Origin of the sequence: Oleiharenicola lentus (assembly GCF_051660365.1) — a bacterium.
Taxonomy (GTDB): domain Bacteria; phylum Verrucomicrobiota; class Verrucomicrobiia; order Opitutales; family Opitutaceae; genus Lacunisphaera; species Lacunisphaera lenta_A.
Genome location: NZ_JBOZXB010000001.1, coordinates 1,559,314 through 1,574,581 on the forward strand (window position 1 = coordinate 1,559,314; position 15,268 = coordinate 1,574,581).

At 61.1% G+C, this 15,268-nt stretch carries 11 protein-coding genes; 7 read left to right on the forward strand and 4 right to left on the reverse strand.

Translation table 11 applies throughout. The features are described 5' to 3' along the window. Positions 1-4 precede the first annotated feature (4 nt). On the forward strand, positions 5-1,429 hold the full coding sequence (locus ACRRQW_RS05630; protein WP_438480286.1) for an MFS transporter: 1,425 nt from the start codon (positions 5-7) through the stop codon (positions 1,427-1,429). 56 nt (positions 1,430-1,485) lie between these two features. Beyond that, entirely contained in the window at positions 1,486-1,815 is a 330-nt protein-coding gene (locus ACRRQW_RS05635) for a DHCW motif cupin fold protein (protein WP_438480287.1), read from the forward strand. 45 nt (positions 1,816-1,860) lie between these two features. Here ACRRQW_RS05635 and uxaC read toward each other — a convergent pair whose 3' ends face one another. The 3 genes from uxaC to ACRRQW_RS05650 all read right to left on the reverse strand — a co-directional run bounded on the left by uxaC (position 1,861) and on the right by ACRRQW_RS05650 (position 6,115). Beyond that, positions 1,861-3,279, reverse strand: a complete 1,419-nt coding sequence (gene uxaC / locus ACRRQW_RS05640; RefSeq protein ID WP_438480288.1) for a glucuronate isomerase — start codon at positions 3,277-3,279, stop codon at positions 1,861-1,863. 27 nt (positions 3,280-3,306) lie between these two features. Next, positions 3,307-5,157 carry a tagaturonate epimerase family protein gene (locus tag ACRRQW_RS05645; protein WP_438480289.1) on the reverse strand — a complete coding sequence of 617 codons (1,851 nt, stop codon included), beginning with the start codon at positions 5,155-5,157 and terminating at the stop codon, positions 3,307-3,309. A gap of 175 nt (positions 5,158-5,332) precedes the next feature. Beyond that, a complete protein-coding gene (locus ACRRQW_RS05650) occupies positions 5,333-6,115 on the reverse strand; it encodes an SDR family oxidoreductase (protein WP_438480290.1) in 783 nt (260 codons plus the stop codon). Between the two features lie 123 nt (positions 6,116-6,238). Here ACRRQW_RS05650 and ACRRQW_RS05655 point away from each other — a divergent pair, with 123 nt between their 5' ends. Then, on the forward strand, positions 6,239-7,399 hold the full coding sequence (locus tag ACRRQW_RS05655) for a substrate-binding domain-containing protein (RefSeq protein ID WP_438480291.1): 1,161 nt from the start codon (positions 6,239-6,241) through the stop codon (positions 7,397-7,399). 9 nt (positions 7,400-7,408) lie between these two features. Here ACRRQW_RS05655 and ACRRQW_RS05660 read toward each other — a convergent pair whose 3' ends face one another. Then, on the reverse strand, positions 7,409-9,706 hold the full coding sequence (locus ACRRQW_RS05660) for a TonB-dependent receptor (protein WP_438480292.1): 2,298 nt from the start codon (positions 9,704-9,706) through the stop codon (positions 7,409-7,411). Positions 9,707-9,952: 246 nt separating this feature from the next. Here ACRRQW_RS05660 and ACRRQW_RS05665 point away from each other — a divergent pair, with 246 nt between their 5' ends. Genes ACRRQW_RS05665 through ACRRQW_RS05680 form a run of 4 tightly spaced genes read left to right on the forward strand, consistent with a single transcriptional unit; the run spans position 9,953 to position 15,268 of the window. Further along, positions 9,953-11,479, forward strand: coding sequence for a TolC family protein (locus tag ACRRQW_RS05665; protein ID WP_438480293.1), 1,527 nt, complete (start codon positions 9,953-9,955; stop codon positions 11,477-11,479). Beyond that, the gene (locus tag ACRRQW_RS05670; RefSeq protein ID WP_438480294.1) at positions 11,476-13,353 is read left to right on the forward strand and encodes a GAF domain-containing protein; all 1,878 of its coding nucleotides are present in this window, start codon (positions 11,476-11,478) and stop codon (positions 13,351-13,353) included. Before ACRRQW_RS05665 ends, ACRRQW_RS05670 begins: the two co-directional genes overlap by 4 nt. Next, positions 13,350-14,072, forward strand: a complete 723-nt coding sequence (locus tag ACRRQW_RS05675; protein WP_438480295.1) for an ABC transporter ATP-binding protein — start codon at positions 13,350-13,352, stop codon at positions 14,070-14,072. Before ACRRQW_RS05670 ends, ACRRQW_RS05675 begins: the two co-directional genes overlap by 4 nt. Next, a complete protein-coding gene (locus tag ACRRQW_RS05680) occupies positions 14,069-15,268 on the forward strand; it encodes an ABC transporter permease (protein ID WP_438480296.1) in 1,200 nt (399 codons plus the stop codon). The genes ACRRQW_RS05675 and ACRRQW_RS05680 overlap by 4 nt, the downstream gene beginning before the upstream one ends.

Genomic DNA, 15,268 nt, shown 5'->3' on the forward strand with positions numbered 1-15,268 from the left:
TACCATGGCCGCGACCCCGACTCATCAAACGACTGCCCCACAGGACAAGGTTCCGGCTGGTGAAAAATTTGCCCTCGGCCTCGGACAATCGGCCAGCATGGGCACACACAACGCGCTCACGACGCTTTCGAACCCGGTCTATAATGTGATCCTCGGGATGAACCCCGCCTACCTTAGCGTGATCGTGTTTGTGCAGCGTTTCTGGGACGCGTTCCTCGATCCGCTCGTCGGGCATTTTTCGGACAACACCGCCAGCAAGTGGGGTCGGCGGCGTCCCTACCTGCTCGCGGCGGCGTTGCCGATGGCGGTGACGTTTGCGGCGATCTGGTTTGTGCGCGCGGGCATGTCGGATTTTCGCCTGGCACTTTTCTTCACGATCACGTCGCTCGTGTTTTATTTCTTTCACTCGTGCTACACCGTGCCGCTCGCTGCGTTGCAGATCGAAGTCACTGGCGATTATCATGAGCGCACGCGCGTCGCGAGTGTCGTGGGTATTTGCACGTGGCTATTCTCGATCGGCAACCAGTGGCTCTTTCCGATCATTCAATCCGGCTGGTTTAAAGATCCTATCACCGGCATTCGCTGGGTGACGGCGGGCATCGCTGGCCTGTATGCGCTGCTCGCATGCGCGCCGGCGTTTTTTGTGCGCGAGCGCTTCCAAGCTCCCGTGAAAGTGAAGCGTGAAAAAATCCGTTTCTTGACCGCGCTCAAACAGACCGCCGGCAACCGCGACTTTGCCTTGCTGATCGGCGTGCGCAGCATTTCCACGTTTGGCTACAGCATCGTCGCGGTGCTCGGGTTTTATCTGAACGTCTATCTAGTTCACGGCGGCGACTTGCGCGCAGCCGGCGCGATTCAAGGCTGGCTCGGTTCGGCCTACGTCGTGGGGTGCATCGGTTCTTATTGGGCGTTTCGCGTGATCGCGCTCCGCGTCGGTAAACGCCGCGCCTTGCAACTCGCGGCCGGCATTCTGGTCGCCGCGGGTATTGTGAAACTATTCGTCTATGTGCCGGGCCTGCGCTGGTGGCAGATTCTCGTGCCCGCGATGAACGGTATCGCGCAAGCCGGCATCATGCTCCTCACGACGGCCATGCTCGCCGACATCGTCGATGCGGACGAACTCAAGTCCGGCCAGCGTCGCGAAGGACTTTATTCCTCGGTGCTGAGCTGGCTCGACAAAGTGGGCAGCTCCACCGGCGGACTCATTTCCGGTTTCATCCTCGTGTGGGTCGGCTTCAACGCGAAACTCGGCAGCGCCCAGCCGGAAGGCACCCTCGCCTTGATGAAATGGCTCTACGCTTTCTTCCCGTTTGCCGGCGCGGCCATCACCATCGTGCTCGCGCAACGCTACACGCTCGACGAAAACGAAGCCTACGAAATCAAGCGCCGGCTCGAAGCGCAGCGGGCGGAACAAGCGGGTTCAAACTAATGGTTTCGCGAGTTCCAAGCTCGCCGCTTGGTCTGATTGGCGTCAGGAGAAGCGCTATGCAAATCACCCAGATACCTTTTGGCATCACGGATTGGTCGATACTGAGTTCGGAGCGAAAGAACGGCGAAACGGGCTGGGCCGATTGGAAGGTGTGTCAGTTCGGGAACATTCGAGTGCGCATGTTGGAATATTCGCCTGACTACAAAGCCGACCACTGGTGCGTTAAAGGTCACATCTTGCTGTGCCTTGAAGGCGAGCTCTTTACCGAGTTGGAAGATGGTCGTGAATTCGTTTTGCGACCCGGCATGAGTTATCAGGTCGCGGACAATGCCGAGCCACACCGATCCTACACTAAGACCGGCGCGAAATTGTTCGTGGTAGATTAACGCGCGAAACCTTGCGCAGCTTGTCGCGCTTAGAAAAACCTAAGATCAGCCGCGATACGTGGCGTCTACTTCCAGGCGGAAATAATCGCGGGCGTTAGCGAAGCAGATGTTTTTCACCATGGAGCCGACGGTGGCTTGGTCGTTGGGGATTTCTCCGCGCTCCATTTGCGCTCCAAGGAGATTGCAGAGCACGCGACGGAAATATTCGTGGCGCGTGTAGCTGAGGAAGCTGCGCGAGTCGGTGAGCATGCCGACGAAGCGGCTGAGTAAGCCCAGGTTCGCGAGCGCGTTCATTTGCCACTCCATCGCTTCCTTTTGGTCGAGGAACCACCAGCCACTGCCGAATTGCATTTTCCCGGCAACGGACCCGTCTTGGAAATTACCGATCATCGTCGCGAACGCGTAGTTGTCGGCCGGATTCAAATTATAGAGCACGGTGCGCGGCAATTCGCCCGTCGTGTCCAAGGCATCGAGGTAGCGGCTGAGCGCACGCGCCTGCGGGAAATCGCCGATGCTGTCGAAGCCGGTATCCGGCCCGAGCGCTTTGAGCAGACGCGTGTTGTTGTTACGCAGTGCGCCGAGGTGCAACTGTTTCGTCCAGCCTTTCGCCGCGTCCCAGCGGCCAAACTCCAACATCAAATAAGATCCGTATTTCGCCCAATCCACCGGCGAAGCGGCACGACCTGCACGCGCGGCGTCGAAAATCGCGGCGGCTTCGGAGTGCGTGCACGGCTCGGCGAGCGCTTGCTCCATGCCGTGGTCGGAAAGACGTCCACCGACGGCGTGAAAATCCGCGTGACGTATCTTCAGCGCGTTCAGCAAATCTTCGAAGGTGTTGATCGAAACTTTCGCTTCGCCGCCGAGCTTTTCGAGCCACGCGTTGAACGCGGCGGGCGCATTTACGCCGAGCGCTTTGTCGGGACGGAAGGTTGGATAGACGCGCGTCTTGATACCAAGTTGGGTGATGCGCGCGTGATCGGTGAGCGAATCGGCGGGATCGTCGGTCGTGCAAATGACCGCGACTTTGTTGTTCTGGAGAATGTCGTGCACGCGCATGCCGGCGAGTTGCGCGTTAGCTTTTTCCCAAATGGCGTCGGCGGTTTTTGGGCTGATGATTTCGTCGATGCCGAAGTAGCGCTTCAGTTCGATGTGCGACCAGTGATAAAGCGGATTGCCAAGCGTGTGCGGGAGCGCGGCGCACCACGCGTCGAATTTCTCGCGCGGCGAAGCGCTCCCCGTGCAGACATTCTCCTTCACTCCATTCGAGCGCATCGCGCGCCACTTGTAGTGATCGCCGCCGAGCCAGATCTCCGAGAGATCGGCAAACTGATGATTGTTGGCAATGAGTGCCTGCGGCAGATGACAGTGGTAATCGTAGATCGGCTCGGCCTTAGCGTAAGTGTGATACAATTCGCAGGCGGCGTCGGTCTGCAGGAGGAAGTCGTCGTGGATGAAGGATTTCATGGTGAGGGATCAGCCTATGATTAAATCTCAGCGGCTGATATCGCTGAGCATCGCGTCGAGCGTGGCGTAGCCTTCGAGCAACTTGCTCGTGGCGGCGCAGCGTTCCTTGGAAGCGAGGCCGGTATTTTCCGCGAGGAAGATTAAGTAAGCGGCGATGCGTTTCGAGAAAAGCAGGCGTGCCTCCGGGCTGACGGCGTAGAAGCGTGCGCGTTGTTGGTAGCCAGCGGGTGTGTGATCGCCGAGCGCGGATTTTTCCGGTTTGCCGCCGGCGGCCAGCACATAGAGGAAGTTGTATTCGAAAAACACCATGTGCTCGGCGGACGCCGGCAACGTTTCGAGCGCGGCGCGCGTGGCGGCAGGTGAAGCGTAAACATCGACTGATTTGCCGCAGGCTTCGAGCGAGGTGTTCACAAAAATCCGGGCCATTTTCTGCTCGGTCGGATCGGCGCTGAATGCACCGGCGACAGCCATATCCAGCGTGAACTGATACCAGTCTTTCCAGAGCGCGGCATCGGCGGCGTTCTGCGATTGCGAAAGCGCGACGCCCATTTCGTAGGTGTAGCGGCCGCTGGTTTTGATTTCGAGCGCGCTGCCGGTGACTTCACCCATGACTTGGTAATTCTCGGCGGATTTTCCGGAGCCTGAATGGAAACCGATACTCACCCCAAACTTCGCACAGACGTTCCATTGTGCTTCGATAAGTTTCTTGAGCGCGGCGTTATCAGGATACGGCGAGTTCTTTTGGAAACCGAACGCGGGCGCGACGAAGTTCACGGGCATGCCGAGGACTTCGCAAAGCGCGAGCATGATGGCGGTCGTTTCCGGTGTCGTGAGACCCGGCAATTCATCAATGGAGAGCTCGCGGAGATACGTGCGCCCGACTTCGGTCGTGAATGCGGCTGCACGCGCGGCGGCATATTTCTCGTCGCGGCGTTTCATCTTCTGCATCGGCGTCCACACGGTCGCGAGCAGGGCCGTAAACGCGGCGTCATCCAGCGTCACGCCGGCGGCGGCGACCCGCGCGCGGGTCTGCGCAACGACTTCAGCCGGGATGGCGGCGACGTCGGCTTTCTGGTTGAGCGCGAGTTCCGGCGAAAGATCGAACGTGATGTAGCTGGCGAGCAAGCAGCCTTTGACCAGCGCATCTTCGCGGACATCAAACTTGCCACCGATCGGTTGGTGATCGGCGTTGAATGACCACGCGATCTTGCGGTGATGGAAACCCGTTTTGAGTTTCGAAAGCACGCAACCGTGGCTCATGCCTTCGACGGATTGGCCTTGGTGACCCTCCGGGACGTTCGTGCCGATGAAAGGAAACGGGACGGTGTCGAGGCGGTTGCCGAGCATCGCGTCGACGTCGTAAACGAGTTCGCGCGGAATGGAGTTTTGATTCGCGGTCAGGCCGATTTCGAGGGCGCTCATCGCCCACTCCACGGCCGGCCAATGCAGCGTCGTGAAGCGCGCGCCAACGCCGAGCGTGCTCTTGCCCAGCTTCGCCGTTCCCGTCGGGAAGATCGTCGAGGCTGCGTCTTTTTCCTGAATGAGATTTTTGAGTCTCAGCAAATTCTCCCAGGATGCGGGGAAGACGGCGCGGTTGGGTTTCGTGAGCACGCCTTCGGCGAGCACCTTACTCGGATCGGCGAGCGTGGTCGACTCGAGGCGCCACGCCGTGTCGCCCGTGACGGTGTGCTCGACGAGCGTCCAGGTGCCAGCGGCGGTTTCGAAGCGCGATTTTTCGTAGAACTTCAGGCCGGTGGCCGAAGCGTCGAAAAACGCTTTTTGCAGCGCAGCCCAATCGAGACAGAAGTCAGGCGAGACGCAGGGATTCTGCGCGATGCGCAGATTGTTTTTCAGGAGAAAGGCGTTGATGGGTTTCATGAGGCTAAAATTTGCGGGAGAGAACGGGAATTATGGGAGGTTCGGGAGATTTTTTTAACCACGGATTTCACGGATGAACACGGATAGAGACAGAGTGATGAACCTCATCGTCCGGGTTTGACCCGTTTTAATCTGCGTGATCCGTGGTTAAATATAATGGGCACGGCGCTAAAGATCAGATCGTCATCGCGTGGTAGCCGCCGTCGACGATGAGTTCGTCGCCGGTGATGAACGAACCGGCGGCATCACTCGCGAGGAGCAGCGTCGCACCGATGAGTTCGCGGGCTTCGCCGAAACGTTTCATCGGTGTATGGCCCATGATGCTGGCGACACGGTCGGGGTTGAGAATTTTTTTGTTCTGCTCGGCGGGGAAGAAACCGGGCACGAGCACGTTCACGCGCACCTTGTGCGGGGCCCACTCGCGCGCGAGGTTGAGCGAAAGATTGTGCACGGCGGATTTCGTGGCCGAGTAAGTAAACACCCGCGAGAGCGGCACGACGGCCGACATCGACCCGAGATTGATGATCGAGCCGCCCTGCCCGCGCTCGACGAGGTATTTACCAAACACCTGGCAGCCAAGGAACACGCCTTTCAAATTCACGCGCACGATGCGGTCGAATTCATCTTCCGCGATATCGAAAAACGGCGTGGCAGAATTCACGCCCGCGCCGTTGACGACGATATCGACGCGGCCACTGCGCTTGAGCACTGCATCGAGCACGCCCTGCACTTCCGCTTTGCTGGTCGCTTCAGCGGCATGGAACCACGCGTTGCCGCCGGCTGCGGAAATTTTCGCGATGCGCGCATCCGCTTTTTCCTGGCTGCGGCCGACGAGGACGACTTCCGCGCCCGCGCCGGCGAGGCCTTCCGCCATCGCGCCGCATAATTCGCCCGTGCCGCCGATGACGACCGCGACTTTGCCGTTAAGACCGAACATTTCGTTAAGGTAGGAGCTCATGAAAAATAAAACCGGGGTTTAAGGGGAGGAGCAGCATACCCGCAACCGGCGGCAGCGTATATCGGTTTTTGCGAAAAAGAGTTTAGATTTTGCGAAACCCCGAATTTCATCTTTAACCACGCCATGCCCGCGCCCAAGCCCCGTCGCATCGCCGTTTACCTGTCGCTCTCGACCGAGCACGGCCGGGGAATTTTGCGCGGCATCGCGCGGTTTTTTCGCGAGCGCCCGGAAGTCACCGTGCTGAAATTCAGCGATCCCGCCGCGCACGAAACGGCGGGCCTGCGGCGGCTGCGCGTCGATGGGGTCATCGCGCGCGTGGCGACCCGGCGAAATGAAACCACGCTCGCCGGCCTCGGCGTGCCCGTGGTGAATGTCTCCGGGCAAATCGCGACGCCGCGCCTCGCGTTGATCAACACCGACGACGCGCGCGTGGGGCAACTCGCATTTCGCCACCTGCACGGGCGCGCCTACCGGAACTTCGCGTATTGCGGCAACACCACGCACCTCGGTTCGGTGCTGCGTTATCGCGGATTTAATCAGGAAGCGAAACGCACCGGCATCGCGGCGCCCGTCGCGCGCCACAATTTACCGCGCGGCGATCAAAACGCGCCCTACCCCGACGCCACGCGCGCGCGCCTCGTGACCTGGCTGCAAAGTTTACCGCGTCCCGTGGGCATCCTTGGTTTCACGGATCGCGTGGCGCTCGAACTCGCGGAAGCCTGCGCCCACCTCGGTCTGCGCGTGCCGGAAGACGTCGCGATCATGGGCGTGGGCAACGATCTCGCGCGGGTCGAATTCGCACACGTGCCGTTGACGAGTGTGCAGCTCAACACGCAGCAAATCGGCATGCTCGCGGCGGAAACGTTGCAGCAATTGATGGACGACTCGCGCAAGCCCGGAGGCGAGACGCTCGTGAGCCCGCAAAAAATTGTGGCGCGGCAATCCACCAATCGTCACGCCGTGGACGACGAAGCGGTCGCCACCGCACTTGATTACATCCGCGAGCACGCCGGTAACACGATCTATGTGGAGGATGTCGCGCGGGCGGCGGGCGTGACGCGACGCGTGCTTGAGCTACGATTCCGGGTGGCGCTCGGCAGCGCGGTGAACGCGGAAATTCTGCGCACCCACTTCGAACGCGCCGAGGAATTAATGAGCGAGCCCGCACTCACGCTCGGGGAAATCGCTTACGCGGCCGGTTTCGAAAGCCCTTCGGTCTTCGCCACTGCGTTCCGGCAGCGGCACGGAGTCGCGCCGTCGGAATATCGCAAAAAGCTGCGTTGAGGTGCGCGCTTAGAAATTCAGCCGCGCCGACAGGTTCAATTCCGTGCCGGAATTCGTGCGCGCATGGCTCGCGAGCAGATCGCGGTCGAAGACGTTGCGCACGCCCGCCCCGAGGCTGAACTGCCGCACCGCGAATTTCCACGAGTAGTTCGCATTCAGGTTCAACAACGCGTAGCTCGGATACTCGAGGTAGGCGTGTTTCGCGTCTTCGTAATTCGCGACGTAGCCGCTGATGTAAGTCACGCCACCGCCGACGCTGAAACCGGGGATCCTTTTCGACGGCGAATAACGCATCTGAAGCGTCGCGGTATCGCGCGGCAGACGCGTCACTTGCTTGCCGACTTCGCGACCGAGTTCAGGCGACTTGGTCGTGATCGCATCCGTGCGCACGATGCGTGCGGAAACGTTGAGCGTTTCGGAAAGTTGATAACGCAACTCCGCACGCACGCCGCTGAAACGTTCTTCGCCGGCGGCGACGAGTTGCGGCTGCGTTTGGTTAGCATCGAAGATCGGATCGTCGTAGAGCGGATTACGGCGCGAGATGTCTCTGTTATAAAGGAGGAACAGCGATGTGTTGTAATCCAGCCGCTTGTCCATTGCGCGGCCTTTGATGCCGAGTTCGTAGCCGACCGTCGTTTCGTTTTCCTGAATGCGCCCCGTCCGAATATCGACCGGCGTGGTCGGATCGAATGCCGTGCTCGCCGTCGCGAACAGCAGCGCCTTGTTGCGCACAAGCTGGTAGTTCACGCCGGCATGATAGCTGATTTGCGCCGTGCGATCCTGTGTGCGCGGGAAAGTCGCCCCGACGCGCTCGTCGCGGACGATGAGGCCGACTTCATCATAACGCAGCCCGGCGGTCATGACGGTGCGCCCTTGGTCGAACGCCATGCGGTCACTCACTTCGAGCGAGCTGTAACGCGCGGCCTCGGTGCGGTCGGCGGTGATGCGTGAATACAGCGCGGGATCGAACTCCGGATAATAGTAATTCGGATCAAACGGATTGAAGCGCCGCACAGAAAGCGGGAGCGCATTGCGATCGGCCACGCTGAGCGCACGGTCGCTGCGGTCGTAATCGCCCCACGTGACGCCGGCAAACGTCAGGAGCTTGTGCTCGATTTTCGCGGTGCGAAAGCGTCCGGTGGCTTCGACGTGCGCGGCGACGGCTTGCTGGCGCTGCGCGATGTGCCGCGGCTCGCGCGTGCCTTCAAACAGACCGGTATCGATCACATATTGCCCGGAGGTGAAACGTTGTTGGTCGATCGCCCGAGTCCACGCCTCCGCGGCGGCGCGAACCGCGATCACGCGGGTGAGTTGACCCTCGAATTGCGCACCGAGGAGAAACGTCTCGCGAACCACGCCGGCCTCGGGGCCGTTGACGTTGAATTCGGCGAGCGGCAGATACGGGCCGATCACTTTTTGGCCGGCGCTGGTTTTGTATTCGGGAATACCCGAGGCGGGGTTTCCTTCGTAGCGTCGATAATCGAGACTGAACATGCTGCTCGCCGCGCGCGTGTGTTTCACGGTGATCGAACCGCTCACGGCGACGTCGTTTTCTTGAACAAATTGCTCCGGGCCTTCGCGGCGTTGCCAATCAAACGCCCAGCGCTGCCACATCTTTTTCTTACGCAGCACGCCACTCGTCTCGAAGGTGACGCGCTGGCGGTTGAGGCTGGAAACGTTGGTCTCGAGTTTGCTTTTCGCCTTCGCGGCCGGCCGCATCGTGAGGAAATTCTGAATGCCGCCCGGCGCCGCGCGCCCGAGCACCGGCACGAGCGGGCCCTGGATGATGATCGTTTTGTCGATGTTGAGCGTCTCGAGGATGCCCATTTGGACAAAACTGTTCCGCAGCACCGGCGTCGGGAAGCCGCGCAGGTTCAAGCGTTGTTCGCCTGCTGCGGCTGCCGCGGGCGACGGACTGCTGATCGCCGAAAGCTCCATCGACGTGTCGCCGCTCAAACCTTCCTCCATTTCAAAATCGATTGCCGTCAGCTCGTTTGAGAACGGCGAACTGCGCAGCTCCTCCTCCACCGAACCCATGCCGGTCGCGTCGAAGCCATCATCATCCTCGGTTTGTTCAGCGACGGAAAATTTCGGCAATTCCAGCGTCCGCTCTTTGAGTTGGTCTTCGATCGACGGCGTGTTTGCCGTGTCCGGAGCGGGCGTCACCCCCGGCTTCGGCGACGCGGGCGTTTCGACCGTTTGGGCGCGCGCGGCAACGCCCGCCATCACGGCAAATGCGGTAACCAGCTGGATAATGGAGGTAAATTTCCGCAACACGCGCGTGTAACGACAGGGTTGAATAATCAAAACAGGTTTGGGGATAACGCCCAAGACGCCGACGACCAGTGCCGATTACGCATATGGCTAACAATTCTCTCGATCCCGCAACGTGCCCGGCCTTGACAAGCTTCGCGCCGCGGGGTGCTGTCTCGCCACGGATTTACGTTAACCAACGCCGTCGCTGCCATGGATTTAGGTCGGGTTGCCCACATATTTTCTCCTCTCAAGCAGTTCCTTCCCCGGAAAGGAAGCCTTGGCTTATGGTCTGTTTTGGTGGCCACCGGATTCACTGGAGCGTTCGCTCAAGAAACCACGCCGACCGAGCCAGTCGATTCTGCCGAACGCGAGGGAGCGTTCACGCTGCCGACCCGATCGAGCCAACCGCTGACGTTGCGCGAAGCTATCCACCTCGCGCTCGCGAACAATCGTTCGTTGGAAAAAGCCGGCCTTGATCGCGAATCGCAGCGTTTCGACCTGCGCGTGGCCGAGGACGAATTTGTCCCGAATCTCGATCTGACCTCCAACGTCCGCTACAATCCGATCACGACCAACGGCAACGAAGTCACCACGAGCGCCGGCTCCGTGAGCGCCGCAGTCTCGCAACGCGCCCCGACCGGCGCGCGCTTCGGCCTGATCTGGGATAATTTCGCGACCGATCTCTCGACGCAAAGCCCGAAGATCTACGATTCGAACCTGTACCTCGAACTCAACCAACCGCTCCTGCGCGGCGGCGGCATCAAGACCAACCTCACAAATCTCCGCGTCGCGCGTCTCAGCGAGCAAACCAACGTCCTCGAATACCGCCGCATCGTCATGAACACCATCACGAGCGTGGTGTTCACTTACCGGAATCTGCTGCAAGCGCAGCTGCAAGTCGACGTCAGCCGCGCCGCCTTGGAACGCGCGCAGGAACAACTCCGCATCAACAACGCCCTCGTGTCTTCGGGCATCATCGCTCCCGTCGAAATCGTTCAGACCGAAGCCGACATCGCGAATCAGCGCTTCAATCTGCTCACCGCTGAATCCATTCTCGATTCCGCGCGCTTTTCCTTGGTCAAGATTCTCGATGTCGATCGCTCCACGGTTTACCGCGCGGTCGACACGCTCGCGCTGCCGGAGTTCGCGCTCGATGTCGTCACCGCGCGCCGGCTCGCCTACGAAAACCGGCCCGACTACCAGCAAGTCCTCCAAGGCAAACAAGCCTCCGAGCTCAGCGAATACGCCGCCCGCAACAACCGTCTCTGGGCGCTCAACCTCAGTTCGCGTTACCGCCTCGCCGGCACCGACAACTCATTTCCCAACGCGCTGGATCGCTCTTTCTCGCGCCTCAACGAAGACTGGGCCGTGGGCCTCACGTTGCAGGTTCCCTTCGGCGATCTCACGCGTGAGCAAAATCATTTGCGCGCCCGCATCCGCGACCAGAAAGCCGGCCTCGATGTCACCGAGATCACAGAAAACATCGAAATCGAAGTCCGCGAGTCGCGCCGCACCGTGCTCCTCGCCCAACAACGCGCCAAAGTCGCCGAGACCGCGCGCGGCCTCGCCGAGCGCAAACTCGAAATTGAAAAGGGCAAACTGCAGGTCGGTCGCACGACGAACTTCGCGATCGTCACGTTTCAAAACGATCTCATCACCTCGCGCCTCAACGAAATCGCCGCGCAAATCGCTTATTTAAATTCCCTGACCTCCTTCGAACAAACCCTCGGCACGACGCTCACCGTCTGGGGCGTGCGCATCGAGGACCTCAGCCGTCTCCCGGCTCGCGCCGAAATCGCCAACTCTGCTGCACCCACGCCATGACCGACCTCGCGCCCCGGCCCAACTCTCCTGAACTCAATCAAATCCTCATCCAGGTGATGGATCGCATCACGGAGTTTCTCGAGGTCGAGCGCAGCACCCTCTTTCTCCATGATCCCGCGAGCCACGAGCTGTGGACGCCGGTGGCGCAAGGCACGCAAGAAATCCGCCTCCCCGAAAATCGCGGCATCGCCGGCCACGTTTTCACGAGCGGCGAAACCGTGCGCATCACCGACGCCTACGCTGATCCGCGCTTCAACTCTGCCGTCGACAAACAAACCGGGTTTCGCACTCGCGACATTTTTGCCCGCCCGCTGACCAACAGCACCGGCAAACGCATGGGCGTCATTCAGCTCATCAACCGCCGGCACGGCCCGCTCACGCCGAGGGACGAAAAACTTCTCGACGCCATCTGTAATCAAGCCGGCATCGCGATCGAAAACGCGCAGCTCTTTCTCAACCTCAAACAAGTCAACGATTCCGAACGCGCGCTGCACGCGGAGCTCGAAACGAACCACGCCGAACTCCGTTCCGCGTTCCTGAAAATAGAGGAGAGCGCCGCCGCGCAGGAGTTGCTCGGACGTCGTGTGCAAAAAGTCCGCCTCGTCGCGCTGATCGTCGTCGTCTCCCTTTTCGTCGGCGTCGGCCTTTTTGCGTGGTTGAGCGGCTCGTCCGGCGGCGAAAAATCGCTCATCCGCAAAGATGACGCGCCCCCCATCACGTGGCACACCGTTGCCAAAGCCCCGGTGCGCACCGGCCTCGTGTTGCTCGGCAACATCGAGCCGCTCGAAATCGTCAACGTCACCGCGCCTTTGCGCGGCCGCGTCACCGAGAAAAATTTCGCTTACGGCGAACTCGTCACGAAAGGCCAGTCCCTCGCGAAGATCGATACCGCCGACACCGTGATGGAATTGAGCAACGCCGAGGTCGTCCACTTCCGCGCGACCGCGGAACTCCGCCGGCTCGAAGACTGGATCAAAGGCCCCGAAGTCGCCCGCGCCGACCGCAACCTGCTCAAAGCTCGCCTCAACTTCGAAGCCAACGAGCGCAATCTCCGCGAAATGGAAAAGCTCTCGAAGCTCGGCATCATCGCGCAAACTTCGCTCGACAGCGCGAAACAGAATTTCGTCATGCAGGAGAGCGACTACAAATCCGTGCAGGAGGAAATGAACAGCGTCCTCGCCGCCGCCACGCCCGACCGCCTTACCGTCGCGCGCAACGACCTCGCCAACGCGCAGATGAAGGTCGACGAACTTCGCTCGAAAATCAGCCGCGCCAAACTCACCTCACCAGTCGCGGGCATCGTGATTCTGCCCAACACGCGCCCCACCGCTGGCCGGGCCGCGGGCAGCGACGGCTTTTTCGAAAACGGCAGCACCATCGGCCAGGGCGAAATTCTCGCCGCCATCGGCAACCTCGAGGGCGTCGCCGTCAAAACCCGCGCCGACGAAGTCGACATCGCGCGCATCGGCCACGGCCAGTCCGTGCGCATCACCGGCGACGCATTCCCCGGTCGCGTGCTGAACGGCCGCGTCGAATACGTTTCTTCGCAAGCGACCGCGACCGGCGCGCGTCCCTACTTCGAAATCATCGTCAAAACCGGCCAGCTCAGCAGCGCCGACCTCGCCGCCGTCCGCCTCGGCATGACCGCCAAGCTCGACATCACCACCTACGAAGCCGCGTCCGCCATCGTGGCGCCCGTCTCCGCCGTGCGCCGCGAATCCGGCGGCACGTTTGTTTTTCGCAAAGGCAAATCCGGCGAACCCGAAAAACTCGCCGTGGAAATCGGCACGACCACGCCCGACGCCGTCGAGATTACCAAAGGCCTGGCCGTCGGCGACATCGTCGCCACCGAAGCCAAGTCCGTCGCGCCATGACCACGAATCCGGCCACCACGCCGCTCGTGCAACTCGAGCGGCTCAACAAAACCTACCGCGTCGGCCCCGTGGTCGTCTCCGCCGTGCGCGACGTGTCGTTGAGCGTGTGGCCGGGAGAATTCGTCGCCATCACCGGCCCGTCCGGTTCGGGGAAATCCACGCTCCTCAATCTCATCGGCCTGCTCGATACGCCCGACAGTGGCGTTTATGAACTCGACGGTCGTGATGTCGCCGCGATCAACGACAACGAGCGCACGTTGCTGCGGAACCGCAAACTCGGTTTTATTTTTCAAAATTCGCCGATGCTGCCGCGTCTCACCGCCGACGAGAACGTCGCCGTGCCCCTGCTCTACCGTGGCATGAATCCTCGCGAAGCCGAAGCCACCGCGCGCGTCGCGCTGGCCCGCGTGGGCCTCGCCACCGTCGCGAAAAATTTCCCGTCCCAACTTTCCGGCGGACAACTCCAACGCGTCGCCATCGCCCGCGCCATCGTCACGAACCCGAAACTAATCCTCGCCGACGAACCCGTCGCCTCGCTCGACGATCAGACCGCGGGCGAAATCATGAAGTTGCTGTGGGATCTCAACCACGACACCGGCGCCGCCATCGTGATGATCACCCACGAACTCGCCGACGCCGCGCGGGCTCCCCGCCACCTGGAACTCACCGCCGGCCAGTTGCGCGAAGCCCGCGCCAAGGTTGCCGCCCCGACCGCATGACGCCCGCCGCCCTCAGCCTTCGCCTGGCGCTCTCTTCGCTCAAAGACGCGTGGCAGCGAAATCTTTTCGCCCTCTCCGGCCTCGTGGTCGGCGTCGGCGCCGTCGTCACGATGCTCGCACTCGCTTTAATTGTGCGGCACGAAGCGCTCCGCCAATTCGACCGCACCGGCCTCGATGTGCTCGCTGTGAAAAAAGTCTCTGGTGCCGGCGCGCAGGTCACGCGGCGTCCGCCCGTGATCGATCTCGATCTCGCCGCCGGGCTGATTACCGCGGTGCCCGCGTTTGAAAAAATCGCGCCGATCGCCACGAAGAAAACCGTGCTCGCCTTCGAAGGCCGCCAGATGAACGCCGAGGCGCTCGGCGTCACCGAAGCGTTTGTCGATTTGAACGGCCTTAAAGTCTCCGAGGGCCGCAACCTCACCGACCTCGATCGCAATCAACCGTTTGCCGTGGTCGGTCGCGAACAAGCGATTGCCCTGCGCGGCGGTGGCACCGCGCCGCTCGTCGGCAAACAGATCATCATCGAAAACAAAGTGCTCACGATCGTCGGCGTGCTCGCTCCCGCGCGCACCATCAAGCTCCACGAGGGCGACATCAACAAAGCGACCATCATGCACGCGGCGACTTTTCTCCGCACCATCGAAGGCGCGGATATCACTGTAGTTTACGCGCAACACCGAGCAGGAACTTCGCCGGCGAAGATGGCCGACGCGGCTGTGGAATATTTTCAACAACGCGTGGAAGGCCTCGCGGTGCAAGTCACCAGCGCCGCCGCGATCGTGAAGGAAATGGAACGCCAGCTACGCCTCTTCACCCTTTTCTTCGGGGCCACGGGGAGCATCGCGCTCGTGCTCGGCGGCGCGGGCATCATGAACAGCCTGCTGCTCGCCGTCGCGGAACGACGCCGTGAAATCGGCCTGCGCCGCGCATTGGGCGCGATGCACGGCGACATCCAATCCCAATTTCTTGCCGAAGCTGTGATTCTGTGCGGCACCGGCGGCCTGCTCGGCATCGGGCTTGGCTCGCTCGTGACGTGGATCATTTCGCTCAATGCAGGCTGGGTCTTCATTCTTCCGCCCACGACGCTCGTGCTCGGCTTCGGCGTCGCCCTCGCCGTCGGCGTGGTCGCCGGATTTTTTCCCGCCTACCAAGCCGCCCGCCTGAATCCAGTCGTGGCGATGAAAGCTGACCGCTGA